General features: G+C 72.6%; 18 protein-coding genes. 6 read left to right on the top strand and 12 right to left on the bottom strand.

What is annotated here, in order from left to right; genetic code table 11:
• Positions 1–49: 49 nt before the first annotated feature.
• Both F9C41_RS37820 and F9C41_RS37815 read right to left on the bottom strand, forming a co-directional pair.
• Positions 50–1,711, bottom strand: coding sequence for a beta-1,3-glucanase family protein (locus F9C41_RS37820; protein ID WP_155391650.1), 1,662 nt, complete (start codon positions 1,709–1,711; stop codon positions 50–52).
• A gap of 273 nt (positions 1,712–1,984) precedes the next feature.
• Entirely contained in the window at positions 1,985–2,926 is a 942-nt protein-coding gene (locus F9C41_RS37815; protein ID WP_196280125.1) for a poly(ethylene terephthalate) hydrolase family protein, read from the bottom strand.
• Positions 2,927–3,154: 228 nt separating this feature from the next.
• Between F9C41_RS37815 and F9C41_RS37810 the strand changes: the two genes are divergently transcribed.
• Both F9C41_RS37810 and F9C41_RS37805 read left to right on the top strand, forming a co-directional pair.
• A complete protein-coding gene (locus F9C41_RS37810) occupies positions 3,155–3,442 on the top strand; it encodes a hypothetical protein (RefSeq protein WP_155391648.1) in 288 nt (95 codons plus the stop codon).
• Between the two features lie 60 nt (positions 3,443–3,502).
• Positions 3,503–4,003: a hypothetical protein gene (locus tag F9C41_RS37805; RefSeq protein ID WP_155391647.1), complete on the top strand. Its 501-nt coding sequence runs from the start codon at positions 3,503–3,505 to the stop codon at positions 4,001–4,003.
• 12 nt (positions 4,004–4,015) lie between these two features.
• On the opposite strand, the gene F9C41_RS37800 is transcribed toward F9C41_RS37805, so the two are convergent.
• Positions 4,016–5,140, bottom strand: coding sequence for an aminoglycoside phosphotransferase (locus tag F9C41_RS37800; RefSeq protein WP_155391646.1), 1,125 nt, complete (start codon positions 5,138–5,140; stop codon positions 4,016–4,018).
• Positions 5,141–5,198: 58 nt separating this feature from the next.
• Here F9C41_RS37800 and F9C41_RS37795 point away from each other — a divergent pair, with 58 nt between their 5' ends.
• Positions 5,199–5,651, top strand: coding sequence for a MarR family winged helix-turn-helix transcriptional regulator (locus tag F9C41_RS37795; RefSeq protein ID WP_155391645.1), 453 nt, complete (start codon positions 5,199–5,201; stop codon positions 5,649–5,651).
• 366 nt (positions 5,652–6,017) lie between these two features.
• Positions 6,018–9,347, top strand: a complete 3,330-nt coding sequence (locus F9C41_RS37790; RefSeq protein WP_230690310.1) for a S8 family serine peptidase — start codon at positions 6,018–6,020, stop codon at positions 9,345–9,347.
• A gap of 58 nt (positions 9,348–9,405) precedes the next feature.
• Here the strand turns inward: F9C41_RS37790 and F9C41_RS37785 are convergent, their stop codons facing one another.
• Both F9C41_RS37785 and F9C41_RS37780 read right to left on the bottom strand, forming a co-directional pair.
• Complete coding sequence (locus tag F9C41_RS37785; protein WP_330164807.1) at positions 9,406–10,017, bottom strand: HAD family hydrolase; 612 nt, start codon at positions 10,015–10,017, stop codon at positions 9,406–9,408.
• 99 nt (positions 10,018–10,116) lie between these two features.
• Positions 10,117–11,082 (bottom strand): helix-turn-helix transcriptional regulator, encoded by a 966-nt coding sequence (locus F9C41_RS37780; protein WP_155391643.1) that lies wholly within the window; start codon positions 11,080–11,082, stop codon positions 10,117–10,119.
• A gap of 63 nt (positions 11,083–11,145) precedes the next feature.
• Between F9C41_RS37780 and F9C41_RS37775 the strand changes: the two genes are divergently transcribed.
• Positions 11,146–12,297, top strand: coding sequence for an epoxide hydrolase family protein (locus F9C41_RS37775; RefSeq protein WP_155391642.1), 1,152 nt, complete (start codon positions 11,146–11,148; stop codon positions 12,295–12,297).
• Positions 12,298–12,376: 79 nt separating this feature from the next.
• Here the strand turns inward: F9C41_RS37775 and F9C41_RS37770 are convergent, their stop codons facing one another.
• Together F9C41_RS37770 and F9C41_RS37765 are read right to left on the bottom strand one after the other, a co-directional pair.
• A complete protein-coding gene (locus F9C41_RS37770; protein WP_155391641.1) occupies positions 12,377–12,733 on the bottom strand; it encodes a VOC family protein in 357 nt (118 codons plus the stop codon).
• Positions 12,734–12,882: 149 nt separating this feature from the next.
• Positions 12,883–14,235, bottom strand: coding sequence for an MFS transporter (locus F9C41_RS37765; protein WP_155391640.1), 1,353 nt, complete (start codon positions 14,233–14,235; stop codon positions 12,883–12,885).
• A gap of 129 nt (positions 14,236–14,364) precedes the next feature.
• Between F9C41_RS37765 and F9C41_RS37760 the strand changes: the two genes are divergently transcribed.
• On the top strand, positions 14,365–17,178 hold the full coding sequence (locus tag F9C41_RS37760) for an ATP-binding protein (protein WP_155391639.1): 2,814 nt from the start codon (positions 14,365–14,367) through the stop codon (positions 17,176–17,178).
• Between the two features lie 81 nt (positions 17,179–17,259).
• On the opposite strand, the gene F9C41_RS37755 is transcribed toward F9C41_RS37760, so the two are convergent.
• The 5 genes from F9C41_RS37755 to F9C41_RS37735 form a co-directional block, all read right to left on the bottom strand.
• On the bottom strand, positions 17,260–17,628 hold the full coding sequence (locus tag F9C41_RS37755; protein WP_155391638.1) for a YciI family protein: 369 nt from the start codon (positions 17,626–17,628) through the stop codon (positions 17,260–17,262).
• Between the two features lie 124 nt (positions 17,629–17,752).
• Positions 17,753–18,844, bottom strand: a complete 1,092-nt coding sequence (locus F9C41_RS37750) for a winged helix DNA-binding domain-containing protein (protein ID WP_155391637.1) — start codon at positions 18,842–18,844, stop codon at positions 17,753–17,755.
• A gap of 126 nt (positions 18,845–18,970) precedes the next feature.
• Positions 18,971–20,014, bottom strand: coding sequence for a VWA domain-containing protein (locus F9C41_RS37745; RefSeq protein ID WP_155391636.1), 1,044 nt, complete (start codon positions 20,012–20,014; stop codon positions 18,971–18,973).
• Positions 20,014–20,991, bottom strand: a complete 978-nt coding sequence (locus F9C41_RS37740; RefSeq protein ID WP_155391635.1) for a VWA domain-containing protein — start codon at positions 20,989–20,991, stop codon at positions 20,014–20,016. Before F9C41_RS37740 ends, F9C41_RS37745 begins: the two co-directional genes overlap by 1 nt.
• Positions 20,988–21,872 carry a DUF58 domain-containing protein gene (locus tag F9C41_RS37735; RefSeq protein WP_155391634.1) on the bottom strand — a complete coding sequence of 295 codons (885 nt, stop codon included), beginning with the start codon at positions 21,870–21,872 and terminating at the stop codon, positions 20,988–20,990. The genes F9C41_RS37740 and F9C41_RS37735 overlap by 4 nt, the downstream gene beginning before the upstream one ends.
• Positions 21,873–21,933: the final 61 nt, after the last annotated feature.

Genomic DNA, 21,933 nt, shown 5'->3' with positions numbered 1-21,933 from the left:
GCCGGCCGGGGCCGTCGGAGCAGTGCCCCGACGGCCCCGGCCGTCTCGATCAGGGTTGTGCGGTCAGCCGGAACGACTGCGCCCCGGTGCCGTTGCAGGTGTACTGCACCAGCTGGACGCTGTCGGCCGTCGACGCCGCGGGGACGTCGAGGCACTTGCCGCTGTGCCGGGACACGAAGTGGTAGTACCCGCCGCCTTCGGACACGGGCAGCCACTGCTGGTTGTTGCCGCCGCCGTAGGTCCACAGGTGGATCAGGGCGTTGTCGGCGGCCGAGACCCCGTTGACGTCGAGCACCTGCGCCGGGTTGTTGCGGTTGTTGATCCGCACGTACCCGCCGCTGGTCGGCTGGAACAGGTACTGCTGGGCGAAGCTGTTGTTGCAGGTGTACTGCTGGATTGCGGTGCCGTTGGCGGTGCCCGAGGAGCGGGCGTCGACGCACTTGTTGCTGGTCTTGTTGATGACGCTGTACCAGGTGGTCGACGAGATCGGGCCGCCGCCGGGCGGGTTGCCGCCGGCGCCGAACGGGCTCAGCACGATGCTCGCCGAGCGCGGGTCGCCGTCGTGGACCAGCGACTCGAACGCGCCGACGTCGTCGAACGCGAACGCGTACGCCTTGCCGTCGGCCATGTTCGAGTGGATGATCTTGGCGTACTGGTTGGTCGGGCTGTTCTGGTAGAACTGCCCCGCGTTGGTGCTGGGCTGGGTGTCGATCGTGCCCAGCGTGCCTCGGTTGAGCGCGGCGCACAGCGTGCGCGCGATCGGCCCGACGACCAGGTCGTTGGGCGCCTGCAGGTTGCCGTCGCAGCCCCACACGTGGGCGCTGGTGGGCTTGTTGAACGAGGCGACCTGCTGGCCCGCGGAGTTGGTGAAGTTCATGACGTTGCCGCTGGTGCGCCCGAAGTAGCGGGTGTTGGGCTGGTCGGTGAACGGCACCACGGTCAGCGTCTTGGAGGCGTAGGCATTCCACGCCGAGGTGATGTACCCGTCCAGGTAGGTGGCGCTGAACAGCCCGGCTCCCGCCGCCTTGCCCGGGGCGAGCACGCGCAGCACGGTGCCGTCGGAGGGGCGGGTGTAGACGGTGTTCGCCCAGCCGGACTGGGCCCGGATCTGGTTGATGACGTTGTTGCGGCCGTCGGAGACGACGTCGCCGGTGCGCTTGGTCGCCCCGGACGCGCCGGTCACGGTCACCGCGTGCGGCACCGAGAACATGTCGACCTGGGAACTGTTGATCCACAGCCCGGCGTCGTTGTAGGTGAACTCGCTCCAGTCGAACAGGATGTTGTAGTTGGCGTCGCCCGACGCCCAGGGTGCGGGCTGCACCAGGCCGTCGGGGGTGAGGAAGAACTTGAGCTTCTCGCCGAAGGAGAAGTAGGCGCGGCCGGAGAAGCCGCGCGGGAACCGGATGGTGCTGCTGCCGCCGTTGCCGGGGCCGGCGATCGACACGTCGGGGGCCGGTGACGGCGGGAGTTGCCCGCCGGTCCACGGCGTGAACGCGCCCGCGCCGTTGACGTAGCCGAGGCGGCCGGTGCTGAGCTGCACGCCGATGACGTACAGGTAGACCGCGTCGCCGCGGCCGGTGTTGTTGGTGACGGTGACGGGGAGCGGGTCGGGTCCGATCGCCTGGGCGGGCGAGGCGGTCGCGGCGACGGCCAGCGGGACGGCCAGCGCGGTCGCGGCGAGCACGCCGAGGACCTTTCGTCTGGTACGCATGTCGAGGAACCCCACATTCGAGATGAGGTGGACGGATCCCGCAGCGGGCGGCTGCGAGAGCGCTCTCCACACCCGGGTCGGGTCAGGGCTGTCACCAACGCGAACCTTGATGCAGGGCTACATCGAGGCGGCGCAGGCTCCCAGATGATTGAGAGAGCGCTCTCACGATACGATGCGCGCAAATACCTGGTCAATAGACGGTGAACGATGACGAGGAGAGCCGGGCCGCCTGCGTGGCGGTCCGGCTCGTACCTGGGCGGTCGCCCACCTGGGTCAGTGCGCGAACTCCGTGGTCACGTTCGCGTCGACGAGGTCGCCGAAGCCGTAGACCCAGGCCTGGCCGACCGGGTCGCCGAGCTCGGCGCGCAGCCAGTAGGCGCTCCACCGGGCCGCGGTCTCCACGCTCTGCGCCTGGGCGAGGGTCTGCGGGGACGGGTCGGGGCGCGCGCCGGCCGGGTTCTGCGCGTCGGTGATGCCGTAGTGGTTGGCGCCGAGCATGCTCGCGTACAGCTTCGGGGGCGAGGTGACCACCTGGTAGGTGGCGTATCCGTTGGCCGGGCTGCCGATGCCGTCGGCGCTGCCCTGGATGAGGGCGACCGGGACCGTGTTGGCCACCGGGGGCGTGGTGCCCGTGCCGGGCTGGGTGTTGTTGGTTCCGTACAAAGCGATCGCCTTGAGCTGCGGCGGAGCGGGCGCGGGCGCGGCGCAGAACGGCGGGGTGCACAGGCCGGTGGCCAGGTTGAGCGCCGCCGCGCCGCCGAAGGAGTGCCCGAGCAGCAGCAGCCGGTTCGGGTCGAGCGCGCCCAACAGCGGCGAGCCGGCGCGGACGTTCTCCGCCTGGGCCCAGGTCACGGTCCAGCCCGCCTGCGCGCCGGTGGCGTAGCGGCCGGGCTGGCCGAACAGCACCTGGAAGTGGTTGGGCACGACGACGGCGAAGCCGTACGAGGCGACCTTGGCGGCGTAGCCGGAGTACTGCGCCTTGTCCACGTTGGCGCCCTGCAACAGCAGCACCACCGGCCACGGGTCGTGCGGGGAGCCGGTGACCGGGTGGTAGATGTCGGCGGCGTCGCCGTTGACGGTGCTCGCGTACACGGCGACCGAGGAGTAGGCGGCGGAGGCGGGCGCGGGGACGGCCGGCACGGCGGTCACGGCCGCGAGGGTGGCGGTGAGGGCGGCGACGGCGGCGCGCCGTACCCGGTGGGTCGATGTCCTCAAGGCGATGCTCCCGTTTCTGTAGGAGAAACAGTGTTTCGTGTAGAGAGACATATTGAAGTCTGCGGCGACATACGTCAATGCGTCGCGGGCCGGCCCGCGACGGTCGATCGATGCGCAAAACGATGCAAAGCTGGAAGGGCGCTCGCCAAACGGCCCGCCGTACCCGCATGATCGAGGAGAGGATGCCGGCTGTTTCCGCAGGTCGCCAGCGCTGAGAGGAGCGCCGTCATGGGGATCGAGGAGAAGTTTGTCGACCTGTCGCGCCGATTCGTGGCGCGCGCCGTGCAGACCGCCGGGCGACTGGCCGGCTACCCGCGCTGGGAGATGGACGGCCGCTTGATGGCCGCCCAGGTCGACGACGACGCGGCCCGGGAGGCGGGCAAGGACCGGCTCAAGGCGCTGGAGGCGATGAGCCGCTTCGCCGCGGAATGGCCCGGCCTGCTCGACACGCAGCGCATCCCGCCGATCGCGGGCACCGGCCCGATGCCCCGTTCCGGCCCGTCGCCGTCCGCCTGAGACATAGCATGACCTGCGACAGCACCGCTGCGGCGCGCCGCGTGCGAGGTCGGGGGAGCTATGACGACGGCAGTTCTGAACACGCTCACCGAGGACGAGATGATGCTGGTCCGCGACACCGAGCGGGAACGGCTCACCGATCTCGACGAGGACGGTCTGCTCGACCTGCACGACCGCATCCGGCGGGCGCGCAACAAGTACGTCAAGCTCTACCGCCGCCAGTCCGGCATCCGAGTGACCGAGTCCGGCGGCCGGGGCAAGGCCAACCCCAAGGGCACCCGCGACCGGCAGAAGGCCGAGGTGTTCGAGGACGCGCTGGCCCGGGTGAGCCGGGCCGTCGCGGTCGCCGCGAAAGCCAGCGCGCAGCAGCTCAAGGCCGAACGGCTGCAGCTGGCCAAGGAGAGCCGCAACACCACCCCGCCGCGGCCCTCGCGCCCGCCGAAGGCTCGGCCGAGCAGCCAGGTGGCCGACCGCTCACCGGACTCGCCGGGGCTGCGCAAGCGGCAGGCCTCGTCGCGGGCCGCCGGCGCCCGCCGCCAGGCCGGTCGCGACAGCCGCTGAATCCGGCCCGCGCTAGGCGGCGTGGGCCGCGGTCGATCGGATCAGGTCGAGGCCGAGGTCGGCGAGGAAGCGGGTCAGCGCGGCACGCTGCCGCCACAGGGCGGCGAGCTGCTCGGTCTGCGGGCCGTTCAGCGTCTCGAGCGGCAGCGAGGTGAGGGCGGCGCGGGCGACCAGGCCGCCGACGTAGCCGTAGGTGACCGCATCAGGGTCGGCCTCCACACCGTATGCACGCATGCCGTCGAGATAGGCGGGCACGATGGCGTCGTGGATGGCGGGCAGGGCGCTCGCCTGGACGTGCCCGGCGTGGGCGAGGCCGACGAGCAGCTGGCCGAGGTCGAATCCGACCGCGAGCGGGCACTGGAACGCCACGTCGATCGCGACGAAGACGCCCGGCTCGCCACGGGGGACCAGCAGGTTCTGCGGGCTGGCGTCGCCGTGTGCCAGCGCCTGGGGCAGGGCGTCGAGCCTGTCCAGGATCGCGGGCAGGGTCGCGGCGATCCGGCGCAGGTCGTCGCGCAGCTCCGCGTCGACCGCGGTGGCGACCAGCGGGTGCGCCCAGAGCCGATCCTCGTCGAGGGCGGGCACCGCGCCGCGCAGGACGCGGCCGCTGACGAGCATGCGCAGCGCCCAGCCCCGGTCGCCCGCGCCGGCGAGGAGGTGCGGCGCGCTGCGCCGTGCGGCGAGCCCGCCGAGTGCCGTGGCGGCGCGCCGGTAGTGGTCGAGTGTCCAGTCGGCGTCGGCTATTGCGTCGACGTCCTCCATCCACAGCAGCAACCGGTCGTCGTCCAGCTCGGTGATCCGGTACAGGACGGGCACCCGCAGGCCCTCCGGCAGGTAGCCGGCGAACGGCTGCTCCCACATCGCCAGTTCCTGCCGCCACGGCAGGGTGCTGCACAACTCCTCGCGGAACAACTCGGGCACCAGGTGCAGCAGCGGCCAGTGCCGGGGATGGTGCACCAGTTTGACGAAGACGCTCCACGCGCGGCCGTCGCCGTCGCCGCGTACGCGGGCGAGGCCTCCGGTGGCGGGGGACCCGGACTGGTAGCCGATCGGCTCCACGTGCCAGGTGCCCGGCGACGCGCCGTCGCCCAGCACCAGCTCGGCGACCTCGGCCACTTCCGTTGCAGACAGTTCCATCACCGGCTCCGGGATAGTAAGGCTACCTGACGACCTGGGAAGATAGTAAGGTAGCCTGATGAGTTCGGTCAACGGCGATCCCCCGCACGTGTTCGACCTGTTGGGACAGGCGCTGACCGTGGCCCGGCGGGGCATGGAGGCCGAGGTCGCCGACGAGCCGCATCACCTGCGCGGCTCCCACCTGCGTCTGCTGTCGCTGACCCCGGCCGAGGGCATGCGCCCCACCGATCTCGCCGCCCGTGTCGGCATGACCAAGCAGTCCCTCGGCGAGTTCGTCGCCACCATGCAGCAGGCCGGCTTCCTGCGCGTCGACCCGGATCCCGCCGACCGGCGCGCCCGCATCGTGCGCCCCACCGCCAAGGGACTGCGCCTGCAGACCCGCATCCTGGACATCCTCGGCGAGACCGAGCACCGCTGGCGCGACGAGGTCGGCGCGGGGGACTGGGCGACCTTCCATCGGGTGCTGCGGCACATCGCGGCCGGCAAGGCGCCTGGCGACGAGTCGCGGTGACCGGATGAATGGGCGAAGAAGGAATGTCCGGAAATAGGCGGAGCAAGGCTATCGCCGTCTCCTGTCGCTGAACCAGCACATCGAAATACGCTGGTATAGATGCGGCGCTTGCCGCACCATCGTCCATGATGGACGCCACGACCCCGCAACCTGCGTCGACATCGCCAGGTGCGGGGTCGTCCCGTGTCGTTTAGGGTCCTGTTCGGACACTGTCGGATGCTGTCCTGGCCGTTGAGACTCTGGTGCCGGAATGCATTCTTGTGCAACGATCCCTTCGCATTCCCCTTAGCGGCGCTAACGTTTTTCGGACCGCGCTGTGGCTCCGTGCGCCGCCCTCTTCGCTCATGCCCTCAGAAAGGTGTCCGGATGAGACCACCCAGGTGGCTACGAGCTGCATTCGTGGGGGTTCTCGTCGTGCCGCTGGCCGGTGCGACGTGGACCACTCCCGGAATGGCGGCTCCGCAGCCCTCGCCCTTCAAGGCGAACAAGGTGACGGCGACCTCGCACATCACGGCGGACAAGACCCCCAGCAGCCGGCTCGCGCAGACCGACCCCGCGCTGCTCGGCCGCACCGACACCGCCCTGGTGCCGGTGCTGGTCAAGCTCGACGTCGACGCGGTCGCGACCTACGCCGGAGGCATCGACGGCTATGCCGCGACCAGCCCCCGCGTCACCGGCCGCAAGCTGTCGGGCGACGCCACGCAGAAGCGCTACGAGGGCTACCTCGCCGAGCGTGAGGACGCGTTCGTCAAGGCGCTCGGCAAGGTGTCGGGCGCCAAGGCCGGGCAGCGGCTGCGCACCGTCTACGGCGGCGTCGCGGCGGTCGTGCCCGCCAACAAGATCGCTGACGTGCTGAAGATCCCGGGCGTGTCCGCGGTGCAGAAGGACGAACTGCGCAAGCCGCTCACCGACGCCAGCGCCCCGTTCATCGGCGCGACCTCGCTCTACCCGGGCCTGGGCGGCACCGCCAACGCGGGCAAGGGCGTCATCATCGGTGTCATCGACACCGGCGCGTGGCCGGAGCACCCGTCGTTCGCCGACCAGGGCAACCTGGGCGCTGCGCCGGCCAAGGCCGACGGCACGCCGCGCGAGTGCGACTTCGGCGACAACCCGCTGACCCCCGCCGCGGACGTGTTCGTCTGCAACCACAAGCTCATCGGCGGCGGCAAGTTCCTCGACACCTACGACGCGCAGACCGGCGACGACGTCTACCACTCCGCGCGTGACAGCGGCGGCCACGGCACCCACACCGCGTCCACCTCTGCCGGCAACAAGCTCGCCTCCGCGACGGTGTTCGGCGTCGAGCGCGGTCCCCTGAACGGCGTCGCCCCGGGTGCGTGGGTGTCGGTGTACAAGGCGCTCGGCCCGCAGGGCGGTTACAGCTCCGACCTGGCCGCTGCCGCGCAGCAGGCGATCCTCGACGGCGTATCGGTGATCAACTACTCGATCTCGGGCGGTAGCAACCCGTTCACCGACCCGGTGGAGCTCACGTTCCTCGACGCGTACGCCGCGGGCGTGTTCGTGTCGGCCTCGGCCGGCAACTCCGGTCCCGGCTCGGCGACCACCGACCACGTGTCCCCGTGGGTCACCACCGTCGCGGCGTCGACCCAGACCCGCGAGTTCGTGTCCACGCTGACCCTCAAGTCGGGTGCGGACACGCTGGTGCTGACCGGCGCGTCGATCACCGCCGGGGTCGGCGAGCTGCCCGTGGTGATGGCGTCGTCGTACGGCGACGCGCTGTGCCAGGCTCCGGCTCCGGCCTCGGTCGCGGGCAAGATCGTGGCCTGCCAGCGGGGTGTCAACGCCCGCGTGGAGAAGGGTCACAACGTCAAGGCGGGCGGCGCGGCAGGCATGATCCTGTTCAACGCCTCGCTGGCCGACATCGAGACCGACAACCACTTCCTGCCGACGGTGCACCTGGCCGACGGCACGCAGTTCAACGCGTTCGTGACGGCGCACCCCGCCGGCCTGACCGCGTCCTTCACCGCCGGCCAGAAGCACAACGGCCAGGGCGACGTGATGGCGGCGTTCTCGTCGCGCGGCCCGGGCGGGCTGGGCATCAAGCCCGACATCACCGCCCCGGGTGTGCAGATCCTGGCCGGTAACACGCCCACCCCGGACGCCGTCGACGGCGGCCCGGCGGGCGAGTACTTCCAGGCGATCGCCGGCACGTCCATGTCCGCTCCGCATATCGCGGGCGCGGCCGTGCTGCTCAAGGCCGCGCACCCGACGTGGACGCCCGGCCAGATCAAGTCCGCCATGATGACCACCGCGAAGACGTCGGTCCTCAAGGAGGACACGGTCACCCCCGCCGACCCGTTCGACCAGGGTTCGGGCCGTCTCGACCTGACGAAGGCGTCCAACCCGGGCATCACCTTCGACGAGTCCGCCGAGCGGATGTACTCACTGGGCAACGACCCGATCGCGGCCGTGCACCTGAACCTGCCGTCGATCAACGTGCCGACCCTGCCGGGCCGGCTCACCACGTACCGCACCGCGGTCAACGTGAGCAGCAAGGCGCAGACCTACAAGGTGACCACGACTGCCCCCACGGGCAGCAAGATCACCGTCTCGCCGTCGACGTTCACCCTCAACCCGGGCAAGTCGGCCAAGCTGACGATCACGATCGCGTCCAGCGCGCCGACGGCGCAGTACTTCGGGGAGATCAGCCTCGACCCGACCCGCTCCGGCATGCCTACCCTGCACCTGCCGGTGGCGTTCGTGCCGCAGCAGGGCAGCGTCAGCCTGACCAGCACCTGCGCCGACAGCTCCATCTCCTGGCTGGGCACCACCAGCTGCACGGTGACCGCGACGAACAACTCGTTCGCCGAGGCCACCGCCGACCTCAAGACCAAGCTCGACCTCAACCTCGCGGCCACCGGCGCGACCGGCGCGACCGTGAACAACCCGTGGCTGGTCACCAAGAACGACGTCACGCTCGCCGGCGCGCAGCCGGGTGTGCCGTCGATCGCGCCCGGTGCCGGACCGGCCGGCTACATCCCCCTCGCGGCGTTCAACATCGAACCGGACCCGCTGGGCGATGAGTCGATCATCAACTACACCGTGCCGCCGTACGTCTACAACGGACTGACGTACACCTCCATCGGCATCCTGTCCAACGGCTACGCGGTCGTCGGCGGCGCCACCAGCGAGGACAACAACTGCTGCAACCTGACCCAGATCCCGGACACGGCCCGCCCGAACAACGTGCTGGCCCCGTTCTGGAGCGACCTCGACGGCACCAACGACGAGGGCGTGCGGGTGGCGACGCTGACCGACAACGTCGACACCTGGCTGGTCATCGAGTGGCAGGTGGACGTGTGGGGCACCAACTCCAACCGCCACTTCCAGATCTGGATCGGCGTCAACGGCACCCAGGACATCTCGTACGCGTACGACGCGGCCGCGCTGCCCGCCGCCCCGGGTGGTCAGGCGTTCATCGTGGGCGCGGAGAGCGCGGACGGCACCGGTGGCGAGCAGCTCCCCGTCGGCACCCTGCCGACCGAGGACCTGGTCGTCACCAGCACCGACCCGGCTCCGGGCGGTTCGGCGTCCTACACGGTCAACCTCCGCGGCATCCTGCCCGGTTCCGGCGTTCTCACCACTGAGATGACCGCCTCGACCGTGCCGGGTGTCACCGTGGTCAACTCCGCGGTGGTCGTGCGACGTATCGGCGCCTCCGGTCAGCAGCCCTGACCTGAGCTGAACTGAGGCCGGGGTGCGCGCAGCTGCGCACCCCGGCCTTTCTCGTGGATCAGGCCGGGGTCGCCGCCGGGATCCCGCGCTGCCAGGGGTGCGGCACCCGGACCCAGGCCATGCCCGCCGCGGTCGCCGCCTCGATGCCCAGGTCGGCGTCCTCGAACACCACGCAGTGCTCCGGCGCGACCCCGAGCCGCCGCGCGGCCAGCAGGAACGCCTCCGGATCCGGCTTGGCCCGCGTGTAGTCCTCCGCGCACACCATCAGGTCGAACCGGTCGAGCAGCCCGAGTGTCGTCAGCGACCTGGCGACGGAGTCACGGCCCCCGCCGGAGACGATTGCGAACGGGATCCGCCCATGGGCGTGCTCGATGTGCGCCAGCACCTCCGGCACCGCCGTCAGCTGCGGCAGCAGCTCCCGATAAAGGCTCTCCCGGCGCCGGTCGACCTCGGCGACCGGCATGGCCAGCCCGCGCGTGGTGTTCAGGTCGGCGATGACGTCGGCCACCGTCCGGCCGGCCCACGCGTAGAACAGGTCCTCGGGCAGGTCGCAGCCCCACTCGCCGACCGCCTGCGACCACGCGCGGTAGTGCAGCGGCATCGAGTCGGCGACGGTGCCGTCGCAGTCGAACAGGTAGGCCCGGAACTCCCCGGGCGGCAGCGGAAGCATCACCGCAGCAGGTTACCCGCGGGCGGAGGCGGGCCGCGGCCCCGCGCGACGGTCCCGGCGGCCGGACAAGGCCGGTCGCTCGGCGTCCTATCGCCCGGGTCAGGAACCGCCGCTCGCTGCCCGGGCGGCCCGCCCGGCCGTCTCGCGCAGGTAGGCGACCAGTTCCGGCGGCGAGTGCACCTCGAACTCGCAGCCGAGCATCAACAGGCGCCAGGCCAGCCACTCCAGCGGCTCGGTGTGGCTGGTCAACCGGCAACTGGCCGCGTCGATCGGCACCAGGTCGGCGGGGGAGTCGCCCACCCGTCCCGCCACCTGCTCCAGCGGCGCGTGCAGGGTCGCCACGGCCTGGTACACGGGCGCGAGCTCGCTGAGTTTGGCGGTCACGTACGCGGCGGCGTCGGCGGCCGGCAGGGTCCGCGGTGCGGTGCGCTGCCCGGTCGGGCGCAACGCGCTCATCCGGTCCACCCGGAACATGCGCCAGTCGGCGCGGTCGGCGTCGTAGGCGACGAGATACCACCGGCGGCCCGCGGACACCAGCTTGTGCGGTTCGACCAGCCGCTCGCTGTCCGCGCCGCCGCGCCGCCGGTAGCCGAACCGCAGCCGTTCCCGGTTGCCGACGGCGGCGGCCAGCGTGGTCAGGTGTTCCGGGTCGACCGTCGGGCCGTCCCAGCCCGTCATCGGCACGGTGGCCCGGCCGAGCACGCCGACCCGGTGGCGCAGCCGCGACGGCAGCACCTGTTCGAGTTTCGCCAGCGCCCGGACCGAGGCCTCGCCGATTCCGGTCACCGCGTGCACGGCCGCGGTGCGCAGGCCGACGGCGATCGCCACCGCCTCGTCGTCGTCGAGCAGCAGCGGCGGCATGGCCTTGCCGGCGACCAGGCGGTAGCCGCCCACCGCACCCATCGTCGCCTGCACGGGGTAGCCGAGGTCGCGCAGGCGGTCCACGTCGCGCCGGATGGTGCGCACGCTGACCTCCAGCCTGGTCGCGAGTTCGCTGCCGGGCCATTCCCGGGGAGTCTGCAACAACGACAGCAGGTTCAGCAGCCGGGCGGGGGTGTCGCTCATGTTTTCCAGCATGGCGGTCATGTGTGACAGAACCTGACCTACATGGGTTCTAGCGTGGCCCGCATGACGCCTTTTCGGATCGACATCCCCCAAGCCGACCTCGACGACCTGCGTGACCGGCTGGCCCGGACCCGCTGGCCCCGGCAGACGCCCGGCGACGGCTGGAGCCGCGGCGTGCCGGTGGACTACCTGCGGGAACTGGCCGAGTACTGGGCCACCGGCTACGACTGGCGCGGGCAGGAGGCGCGGTTGAACGAGTTCCCCCAGTTCACCACCGAGATCGATGGCCTGGACGTGCATTTCCTGCACGTGCGCTCGCCGGAACCGGACGCGCTCCCGCTGATCCTGACGCACGGCTGGCCCAACTCGATCGTCGAGTTCACCGAGCTCATCGGGCCGCTCACCGACCCGCGCGCCCACGGCGACGATGCCGGGCAGGCCTTCCACGTGGTGGTGCCGTCCGTGCCGGGGTTCGGGTTCTCGCAGGCGCCGCCGCAGACCGGTTTCACGGTCGGCAGGCTCGCCCGGATGTGGGCCGAACTCATGCGCCGCCTCGGCTACGACCGCTACGGCACGCAGGGCGGCGACCTGGGCGCGTACGTGGCCCCCGAGGTGGCGAAGGTCGCGCCGGAGCACGTCGTCGGCGTGCACATCGACGGCGGCTTCGGGTTCCCCACCGCGGCCGACGTGCCGGGCATGAGCGAGGCCGAACGCGCCGAGTGGGACCTCATGCAGCAGTGGATGAGCGGTGGCGTGGACCATCACGCGCTGCTGCGGGCCGCGCCGCAGACCTTCGCGTACGCCTGGCACGACTCACCGGTCGGGCTGCTGGCCTGGCTGACGCAGAAGTTCAAGGAGTTCGCCTTCATGGCCGACACTCCGGATCAGGTCATCGACCGGGACCAGCTGCTCACCAACGCGAGCCTCTACTGGTTCACCGGCACGTCGGGATCGTCCTCGTGGCCGATGTACGACCTGCTGACCCTGGCCGACGACGGCGGGTTCGCCTGGCCGAGGGGACAGCGCGAGGTGCCGTCGGGCGTGTACGGCGGCGGCTCCGCGTTGATGCGGCGGCTCGCGGAGCGCGACAACACCATCGTGCACTGGCCCGAGGGCAACCCCGGCAACCACTTCGTGGCGATGGAGCAGCCGTCGGCACACGCGGCCGACATCCGCGCCTTCTTCACCAAGGTGCGCGCCCGCTCGGACCGCTAGTTCCGTGATTGACGGATGTTCGTGGTCGCGGGGACGGCAGCGGGGTGCCGCCGTCCCCGTCGCGCGGCTTCGCGCCGGATCAGCTGTCCTGCAGCAGGCCCAGCACGTTGCCGTCGAGGTCGGTGACGGTGGCCACGAGGCGGCCGCCGCCGACGTCGTGCGTGGCCTGCTGCACGGTCGCGCCGGCGGCGGTCAGCTCGGCGAGCTTCGCCTCGATGTCCGGCACGTGCCAGTAGGTCACCGGCGAGGTCAGGCCCTGCGGGCCGCCGGCGGGCACCAGGCCGATCTGCTGGCCCGCGGCGTCGAAGCCGACGTAGTACGACGAGTCGGTCTGCGGCGGCACGCCGAGCAGCGCGGCGTACACGGCTTTCGCCGCCGCGAGGTCGGAGACGGGGTGCAGCACGGTCTTGCCGCCATGGGTGGAAGAGCCGGTCATGATCACTCCTGAGGTCGTGGGCCGTTGCGGCCCGGTCGGTGCGCTCCGCCGTGACCAGCGGGAACTGGATAGAGCTTGTCGTTCGCGAGGGTCGGCCCGCATCCGTGACGACCACGGAACCGACCACGGACCGGGGGTACGGGGACCGCCTACGGCAGGTGCCGCGAGGCCGGTGCCGCACCGGCGCCGACCAGCAGGTCTTCCTGCGCGGCCCTGCCGGGGGTCGGCGCGGCCGCCGGACCGGTGCCCGCCGTGCGCCGGCTGAGCCGCAGCACGGCCGCGACGGACAGGCCCAGCGCGATGGTGAGCAGCGCCGAGATCAGCAGGGTGTGCCGGCCGCCGACCGCTGTGACGAGCGGGCCGCCGACCAGCGTGCCCAGCCCGGTGGCGGGGGCGGTCAGCGCGGACCGGGCCGCGAGTACGCGGCTGAGCACGTGCGGCGGGGTGCCGCGCTGGAACAGGGCCGTCGAGATGGCGGTGAACGGGCCGTAGATCAGCCCACCGGCCGCGAACCCGGCCAGGCCCGGTGCGACGGCGTCGGTCAGCCCGAGGGGCAGCAGGGCGGCGCCCCAGCCGACGACGATGGCGACCACCACCCGCCACGGTGCGCGACGGCGCAGCAGCACCGCCCCGAGCGAGCCGACCGTCGCCCCGATCCCGAACGCGGTCCAGTACAGGCCCAGCAGACCGGGTGAGCCGTGCAGGCCATGGGCGACGTGCACCGGCAGAGCGACCTCGACCGGGCCGTACAGGAAGAAGAACGCGCAGGTGACGACCAGCAGCCCGAGCAGGCGCGGCCGGTCGAGGATGGCGCGCCAGCCGCCGCTCGCCGGTGCTTGCGGTGAGTCCGCGGCGGTGGCGGTAGCGGCATCGGTGGCCTGCCGCGCGGCAAGCGCCCACGCGGCGACCGCCAGCACGGCGAAGCTCGCCGCGTCGACGCCGATCACCCAGCCCGGCCCGGCCAGCGCGGTCAGCCCGCCGGCCAGGGCCGGCCCGACGACGAACGCCGACTGGGCGAACGTCGACAGCAGCGCGTTCCCGGTGACCTGGTCTTCCTCCGGCAGCACTTCCGCCACCAGCGTGTACACCCCCGCGTTGCCCCATGCGTGCAGCAGCGACGAGACCGCCAGCAGCGCGACGTAGGCGACCGGGTGCAGCAGCCCGGTCACTGCCAGGACCGCGACCGTGCCCAGCGTGAAGGCGCGCACCGAGGCGTCGGCCGCGATCAGTTGCGCGGCGCGCAGCCGGCGCATCAGCCGGGCGAGCAGGGCCGCGCCGAGCGGGGCCGGCAGTGTGTAAGCCGCGATCGCCAGCCCGGTCCAGACCCCGGCCTGCCCGGCCGGTGCGAGCTGCACCGCGAGCCACGCCACCGCGACCATGCTCATGCCGTCGCCGAGAGCGGAGACCAGCTGTGCGGGCAGGATCCAGCGAAGCGCCGGGTGCCTGCCCAGCCGGCCGACCGAGCCGAGCCAGGTCCATGCGCCGTCTCGTGGTCGCTTCATGTCGTGCTCCGTTTCCGATGTCCGATGTGCCTGCTCTGAGCGTGGCGGCGGGACGTGGCGAGGACATCGGTGCCGAGCACGGAAAGCACCTCGGATCGGCAGTACGGAGCGGTGCGCCAGAATGGGGCCATGACGGCGACGACGGTGGAGATCTCAGCCCGGGAGTCCGAGGTGCTGGCGCTGCTGGGCGAGCACCTCAGCAACGCCGAGATCGGGGCGCGGCTGTTCATCTCGGTCCGGACCGTGGAGAGCCACGTCTCCTCGCTGCTGCGCAAGGTCGAGGCTCCGGACCGGCGGGCCCTGGCCCAGCGTGCGTCCGAGCTGACCCGCGCCGACCGCGTCCACCCGGCGCCGGTCCTGCCGACACCGCTGACCTCGTTCGTCGGCCGGTCGCGGGAACGCGCCGAACTCGCCGAGATGATCAAGACGCAGCGGCAGGTGACCGCGGTCGGCCCCGGCGGAGTCGGCAAGACCCGGCTCGCGCTGGCCGTCGCCGCCGACGCGGCCGGCGAGTTCGCCGACGGCGTGTGGTTCGTCGACCTGGTCCCGGTCACCGACCCGGGCGCCTGCGTGGTCGCGGGCGCGATCGCCGCCGCGCTCGGCCTCGGCGAGCAGCCCGGTCGCGGCATGGACGAGTCGGTGTTCGCCGCGCTGGCCGACCGGCACGCCCTGCTGGTGCTCGACAACTGCGAGCACGTCCGGGACGGGGTGGCCCCGTTTCTGGAGCGGCTGCTCGCGACCTGCCCCCGGCTGACGGTCCTGACGACCAGCCGCGCCCGGCTGATGGTGCCGTTCGAGCGGGTGTACCAGGTCCCGCCGATGTCGCTGGCCGGCGACGGCGAATCGGACGCCGTCGCGCTGTTCCTGGACCGGGTCGCGGAGCTGCGCTGGCCGCCCGACGCGGTGATGCGCGAGCACATCGCGACGGTCTGCGAACGCCTGGACGGGGTGGCGCTGGCGATCGAGCTGGCCGCCGCCCGGTGGCCCATGCTCGGGCTGGACGGCCTCACCGCCGGGCTGTCCGACCAGCTGCGGATGCTGTCCGGCGGCCCCCGCGCCGACGACCGGCACCGCTCGGTGCGGGCCGCGCTGGACTGGAGCCACGCCCTGCTGGAGCCCGCCGATCAGGCGCTGCTGCGCCGGATGTCGGTGTTCGTGGCGCCGTTCAGCGTCGAGGCGGCTGCGGAAGTGGCCGGGGCCGAGCGGGGCGTCGTCGTCGACGGCTTGGCTCGGCTGGCCGAGCAGAGCCTGCTGGCGGTGACCGCGTCGGGGAGCACGACCGAGTACCGGGCGCTGGAGACCATCCGCCAGTACGGGGCCGAGCGGCTCGCCGAGGCCGGTGAGCTGGACGACGTCCGCCTCCGGCACCTGCGCTGGTGCCTGGCCAAAGCAGCCGAGTTGGCCGTGGCGCGCCCGGACTGGCGGGCCCGGTTCGACGCGACGGCCGACGACGTACGCGCCGCCCTCGCCTGGGCCGCCGACCGGCCGGAGCAGCGCACGGACGCGTACCGGCTCGCCCGGTCGCTCGCGGAGCTGAGCTTCACCCGCACCTACGCCGGCGAGTCCCAGCTGCGATACGAGCAGGCCGCCGCACTCGCCGACGACCCGGCCGACGCCGCCGCGACGCTCCGGCTCGCCGCGGCCGTGGCCGGCTGCCGCATACGCGGTGACGACATGTACCGGCTGCACCGCGCGGCCGCCGACGCGGCCCGGCGCGCCGGGGACCCCGCCGCGGCCGCCTGCGACCTGGCGACCGCCGCGACCAACGCGCACCGGTTCTGGAGCAAGTTCGAGCACCTCCCGACGTACGACGAGACGGTCGTGCTCGTCACACAGGCACGGGAACTGGCCGGCGACGATCCGGCCGCCCGGGCCGCGGTGGCGCTGGCCGAGGCCGGGGTCCTCGCCGACGCGTTCGGCGCGGCCCAGGGCCCGGCCGACAACGCCGTGGAGGACACGACCGCGCGCACCGAACGGGCGGTCGAACTCGCCGCCCGCACGGGTGACCCCCTCGCCGAGTCCGCCGCGCTCGACGCGCTCACCGGCGCGCAGAGCTGGGCCGGCGACGCGTTCGCCGCCGCGGCCACCGCCCGCCGCCGGGTCGCGCTGCTGTCGTCCCTGCCGGACACCCCGACGGCGACCCATGAGCTGCTCGACGCCCTCGGCATGGCGACCGAGGCCGCCCTCGGCGCGGGCGACCTGCCGGCAGCCCGGCGGTGGGCCCGGCGACTCGCCGAGCACCCGCTGCTGGCCGAGGTCGGACACCGCGCCACAAGCTGGCTGCTGGTCACCGACGCGCTGGCGGGCGACGTGGACGACGTGCTCGCCGTCAGCGACCGGTTCCTCGAGGCGTGGCAGCGGGCCGGCAGCCCGGCCAGGTCCGTGCTGGGCCCCGCGGTGGCGGCCGTCGCGATGATCCACGGACTGCGCGACGACCACGAAGCCAGGCGCGACTGGACCGCGGTCCTACAGCAGCTCGGCACCCCGCCGGAGCACGTCTACGGCTACGGCGCGGTCTTTGACGCGCTCGGCCTGCTCCACGAAGGCCAGCCCGACCTCGCGCTGCGGCGGACCGCACCCGAGCCCGCCGACGTGTGGAAGTGGGTCACCTGGATCTGGCACCACTGGTATGTGGCCCTGCGCGCCGAAGCCGCCGTGCTCGCCGGCCACCCCGACGCCGCCGGTCGCCTGGCGGTGGCCCGCACCGCCGTGGCGGGCAACCCCGTTGCCGCCGCCATCGTGGAGCGGGCCTCGGCCCTGCTCGACGACGACCGCGAGCGGCTGCTCGCCACGGCGGCCGAGTTCGACGCCGCCGGCTGCCGCTATCAGGCGGCGCGGACCTTGGTGCTCGCCGGAGGCGACCACGCCACCCGCGGTGCCGCCGCCGTCGCCGAACTCGGCCTTGCCCCGATGGTTCCCGCCATGCATCCGCCACGGCGGTGAGCGGTCGCGGTCAGCTCGGCCCGTAGACCCGCGCCGTCGGCCGTTGCCACGAGAGTCGCACTCGTCGTCGGGATGCCGGCATCACCTGTCGGCCTGGCGGAGCATCGGTTCGAGCTCAGGGTCGGGCATGAGGTGCCGGACCTCCTGCGCACAGCGGCAAGCAGCGGCGAGCTTGGCCGCCCATGCCAGCGCCTCTTCGCGCGAGGCCACGTCGACGACCACGAACCCGCCGATGACCTCCTTGGTCTCCGGGTAGGGGCCGTCGGTGACCACCCCGTCAGTGGCCACGATGCTCGCCTGCTGCCGCTGCAGTCCGGTGCCGAACACCCACACGCCGGCGTTCATGGCCTCCTGGCACACCGCGTGCGCGGCCTTGCCCACGTCGGGCAGTTCCTCGGCGGTGATGTGGTCCATCGCGCCATCGTTAAACGAGATCAAGTACTGCGTCATGCCAAAACCCTCTCGTCCCAGCGGCCCTCCGGCCGCGTCTCACCTGAGCTACGAACGACCCGCCCCGGATCCGACACTCTGCCAAAGAATTTCTCCCGGGACTTTCGCCGCACCGCATCACGACCTAGTCGGCGAACTCGACGGCGGTGAGCTCGACCCGGCGGAATGCGGCGAGCCGTTCGGCCTGCTCGGTGACCGCCTGCCGGACCCGGGCCGGCAGCACGCCCCACGGCTCGACGGCGACCGTGAACTTCCTGCCCGACTTGCGGGGACGCCAGACACCGACGAGTTCGCCACCGGACAGCACCGCACCCGGCCGGCCCAGCACGGGCCACAGCTGCTTGGCGCGGGCCTCGTCGGCGACCAGCGTGGACCGGTCCTTGGCCTGCAGGAACAGGTCGAACGGGCCGAGCAGCCGGGTCGTGTCGGCGCTCGCCGAGGCCAGGGCCGGCTCGTCGGCGGCCAGCAGTGAGCGCTTCTCGCCGCCCACCGTCACCTCGACCACGTCGTCGGGCCAGCGCGACCGCACGTCCTTGACCGGTGCGTCCAGGTAGTCGGCGACGTGCTTCGGGGTGGCCGGGCCGAGCAGCCGAAGGTAGGCCCGTACCACGTCGAAGCGCTCGCCCGGTGCGGCGGCCTTGCGGAAGCCGGCGGTGCGCCGCAGGACCGGGGGCGAGGTGCCGAGCTGCAGTTCCAGGCCGGCACGCAGCGCGGCCAGCCGGAACGGCATCTCGTAGAGGTGGATCGTGTCGCAGGGGCGGCAGAAGCGCAGGTACGGCTCTGGCATGAGTTTCGCCAGGGCTCCCGACACGTCGCCCTTGACCGTGGGCCCGGTGACGATCTCGTGCATCCGGGCGGCCACCTCGTCGAGGGCGGCCAGGTTGGCGACACCGGCGGCCTTGAGCGGCTTGGCCGCGTCGTAGATGCGCTTGCCGGCGTCGGCGTCGGAGAACGGCTCGACCGCGGCCGCGATCCGGCCCACGTCGCCCCGGCGGTAGAGGTGGGGCGCGCCGCGGACCGTCCACAGCAGGGCGGTGTCCTGAGCAGACAGCGCGGCCATGTCGACCCCGCGGACGGCCAGCGCCCATGCGGCTCCGTCAGGGCCGGTGTCCTGCACGCCGAGGTCGAGCACCGCGGTGTCGGCGAGGGTCCCCGACACCCGGTCGAGCTGCTGGGCCCGGACCCGGAAGTGCAGCACCTGCCGCCGATCGACCATGCCTCCAGCGTATCCGCGCGGCGCGACAGCCCTCCGGCACCGGCACGGTCCACCCGCCCGATCAGCGCAGCAGCGGAAACGGCCCCGGTGCTCGCGCGCCGGGGCCGTCGTGTGTCGCGTGGGCTGTCAGGAACGGTTCCAGCGCAGCGACAGCCCCACACCGGTGCCCGCCAGCAGCGCCCCCGCCAGGACGAACCAGACGGTCATCTCGACGTCCTCCTTCTGCGTGACGATCGTGCTGGGCAGGTCCGTCAGCACACCCACCAGCTGCTCGGCGTCCTGCGCCCGGAAGTACTCGCCACCGGTCAGCTCGGCGACCTCGCCGAGGGTCTCCTCGTCGATCAGCTGGGCGCGCCGGCCGCCGCCGCCCCGGCCCTGCCACTCCGGCCGCGCGCCGGAGCCCGCGGTCATCTGGTCGGCGCTGCAGATCAGCGGCGCGGGCTCGGTGGTGCCGAACCCGATGGTGTACACCCGCAGGCCGCGCGCCTTGGCCTCCTGCGCCGCGGTGACCGGGTCGACGCCCTGCGTGTTCGCGCCGTCGGTCAGCACCACGATCGTGTCGGCGACGTACTCCCCGGAGCCGGGGGAGCCGGGTGCGCCGAGTTCCACGCCGGTCGGCGGGACCGCCGGGTTGATCTCGGCGATGGCGTCGATGGAGGTCAGGATGGCCTGCCCGATGGCGGTGCCGCGGGACGTGCGCAGACCGTCGATCGCGGTGAGCAGCGCCTGCTTGTCGTCGGTCGGCTCGACCAGCAGGCCGGCGATGCCGGAGAAGGCGACCAGCCCGATGCGGGTCCCGTCCTCCTGCGCCAGCACGAACTCCCGGGCCGCCTCCCGCGCGGCCGTCAGCCGGTTCGGCGGGACGTCGGTGGAGCACATCGACTGCGAGACGTCCAACGCCAGCAGGATCGCCGTGGAGTCCTGCGGCACCGCCAGCGACGCCTGCGGCCGGGCGACGGCCAGCCCGAGCGCGAGCAGGCCCAGCGCGAACAGCGCCGCCGGGATGCGCCGCTGCCAGCGGGAACGGCCCGGCAGCGCGGCCCGGATCAGCGCGATGCTGGACACCCGTACGGCCACCTTGCGCCGCCGCCGGTTCAGCCACCAGCGCACCACCAGCAGCAGCGGGATCACGAGCAGGGCGGCCAGCGCCCACGGCCAGGCGAGCGACATCAGACGATCCTTCCGTACCAGCGGATCATCAGCAGTCCGCCGAGGGTCAGCAGCAGCAGCGCGGAGCCCGCGAACAGCGCGGTGAGCTCGATGTGCTCGGGCTCGGTGGTGATGCGCAGGTCGATGGACCGGTGGATGTCGTCGAGCGCGGCCGCGTCGCGGGCCGGGTGGTACGTGCCCCCGGTGACCGCGGCCAGGTCCGTGAGCAGCACCTCGTCGAGCGCCGTGGCGACCTGGAAGCCCTCGACCTCGACGGTCGTGCCCGCGGGCGTGCCGATGCCGACGGTCTCGATGCGCACCCCTGCCGCACCGGCCATCGCGGCGGCCGCCTGCGCCTGCTCGGGACTCTCGGTCTCCTGCCCGTCGGAGAACACGATGATGGTCGCCGAGCCCCAGTAGCCGAGGTCGGGCGGGGCGGCGTCCTCCTGCGCCGGCAGCTCGACCGGCTTGCCGACGATGGCCGACAGGGCGGTCAGGATCGCCTGCCGCAGCGAGGTGCTGCCGCTGGTGCTCAGCCGCGTGATGGCGTTCTTCACCGCGGCCCGGTCGGGGGTCGGGGTCTGCGTGAGCAGGCCGCCCTGGCCGAAGATGACCACGCCGATGTCCACGGTGGACGGCTGCTGGTCGACGAAGGACGCGGCGGCGGTCTGCGCGGCGGCGAGCCGGGACGGCTCCACGTCGGTGGCGGCCATGCTGTTGGACACGTCGAACACGAGCATCACCGTGCCCGACACCCGCGGCACGGGCAGCTCCGCGTGCGGGCGGGCCAGGCCCGTCAGCAGCATCGGCAGGGCGGCCAGGAACAGGATGTAGGGCAGGTGCCGGCGGACCGAGCCGCGACCGCCCGCCGCGGTCAGGCCGATCCCGGCGCCACGCAGCGCCTCGGCGCGGCGGCGCTGGACCCGCAGGTACGCCAGCACGGCAACGCCGGTGCCCACCACGGCCAGCGCGATCAGGAACGGATACTGCACGGTCATCGAGATCTCCGCCTCGTCCGGCGCACCATGTCGACCAGGGCGTCGACGAGGTCGGTGTCGGTGGTGACGCGATGGGCCGCGACCCCGGCCCGGCTCATCGTCTCGGCCAGCCCGCTCTCCCGGGCCTGCACCTCGGCCTCCAGCCGGCCGCGCAGCAGCGGGTCGCCGCTGTCGAGCAGCAGCTGCTCGCCGGTCTCGGCGTCCTCGACGACGATCATGCCCAGGTCGGGCAGTTCCAGCTCGGCCGGGTCGACGATGCGCACGGCGACCACCTCATGCCGGTGCGACAGCAGCGCCAGCGACCGCTCCCAGCCGGGGTCGCCGATGAAGTCCGACAGCACCAGCACCAGGCTGCGCCGCCGTGCCGTGGCCGCGGCCAGCCGCAGCATCGCCGACAGGTCCGTGGTGGACCCGGCGTCGGTGCGCGGCGCGGGCGCGTCGAGCTCATGGGTCAGCCGCAGCACCTGGTCGCGGCCGGTGCGCGGCGGGATCACCCGCTGGTGCCGGTTGTCGAACAGGATCGCGCCGACCCGGTTGCCGCGGTACGTCAGCAGCCGGGCCAGGCACACGGCCAGCTCGTTGAGGGTCGCGTCCTTGCCGTGGCCGCCGGAGCCGCGCATCGACGCGGACCGGTCCAGCACCAGCCACGCCGTGAGGTCGCGGTCCTCGGTGTACTGGCGCACGAACGGCTCGTCCATCCGCGCGGTGACGTTCCAGTCGATGTGCCGGACGTCGTCCTCGGGCGTGTAGACGCGCACGTCGCTGAAGTCGAGCCCGGCGCCGCGCCAAACCGTGCGGTGCCCGCCCTGCAGACGCCCGTCGAGGCGGCGCAGCACCTGCCACTCCAGACGCCGCAGCAACCGATCGGAGGCCGCCGTCATGCCCGCTCCTCGCTGCGCTCGTCGCCGGCATGAAGCCTGGGCCCGCTGATTCGCTCGCTGC

This window comes from Catellatospora paridis, assembly GCF_009720365.1.
GTDB lineage: Bacteria > Actinomycetota > Actinomycetes > Mycobacteriales > Micromonosporaceae > Catellatospora > Catellatospora paridis.
Note: the sequence above shows the minus strand (reverse complement) of the source record. Positions and strands in the feature narration are given on the sequence as shown.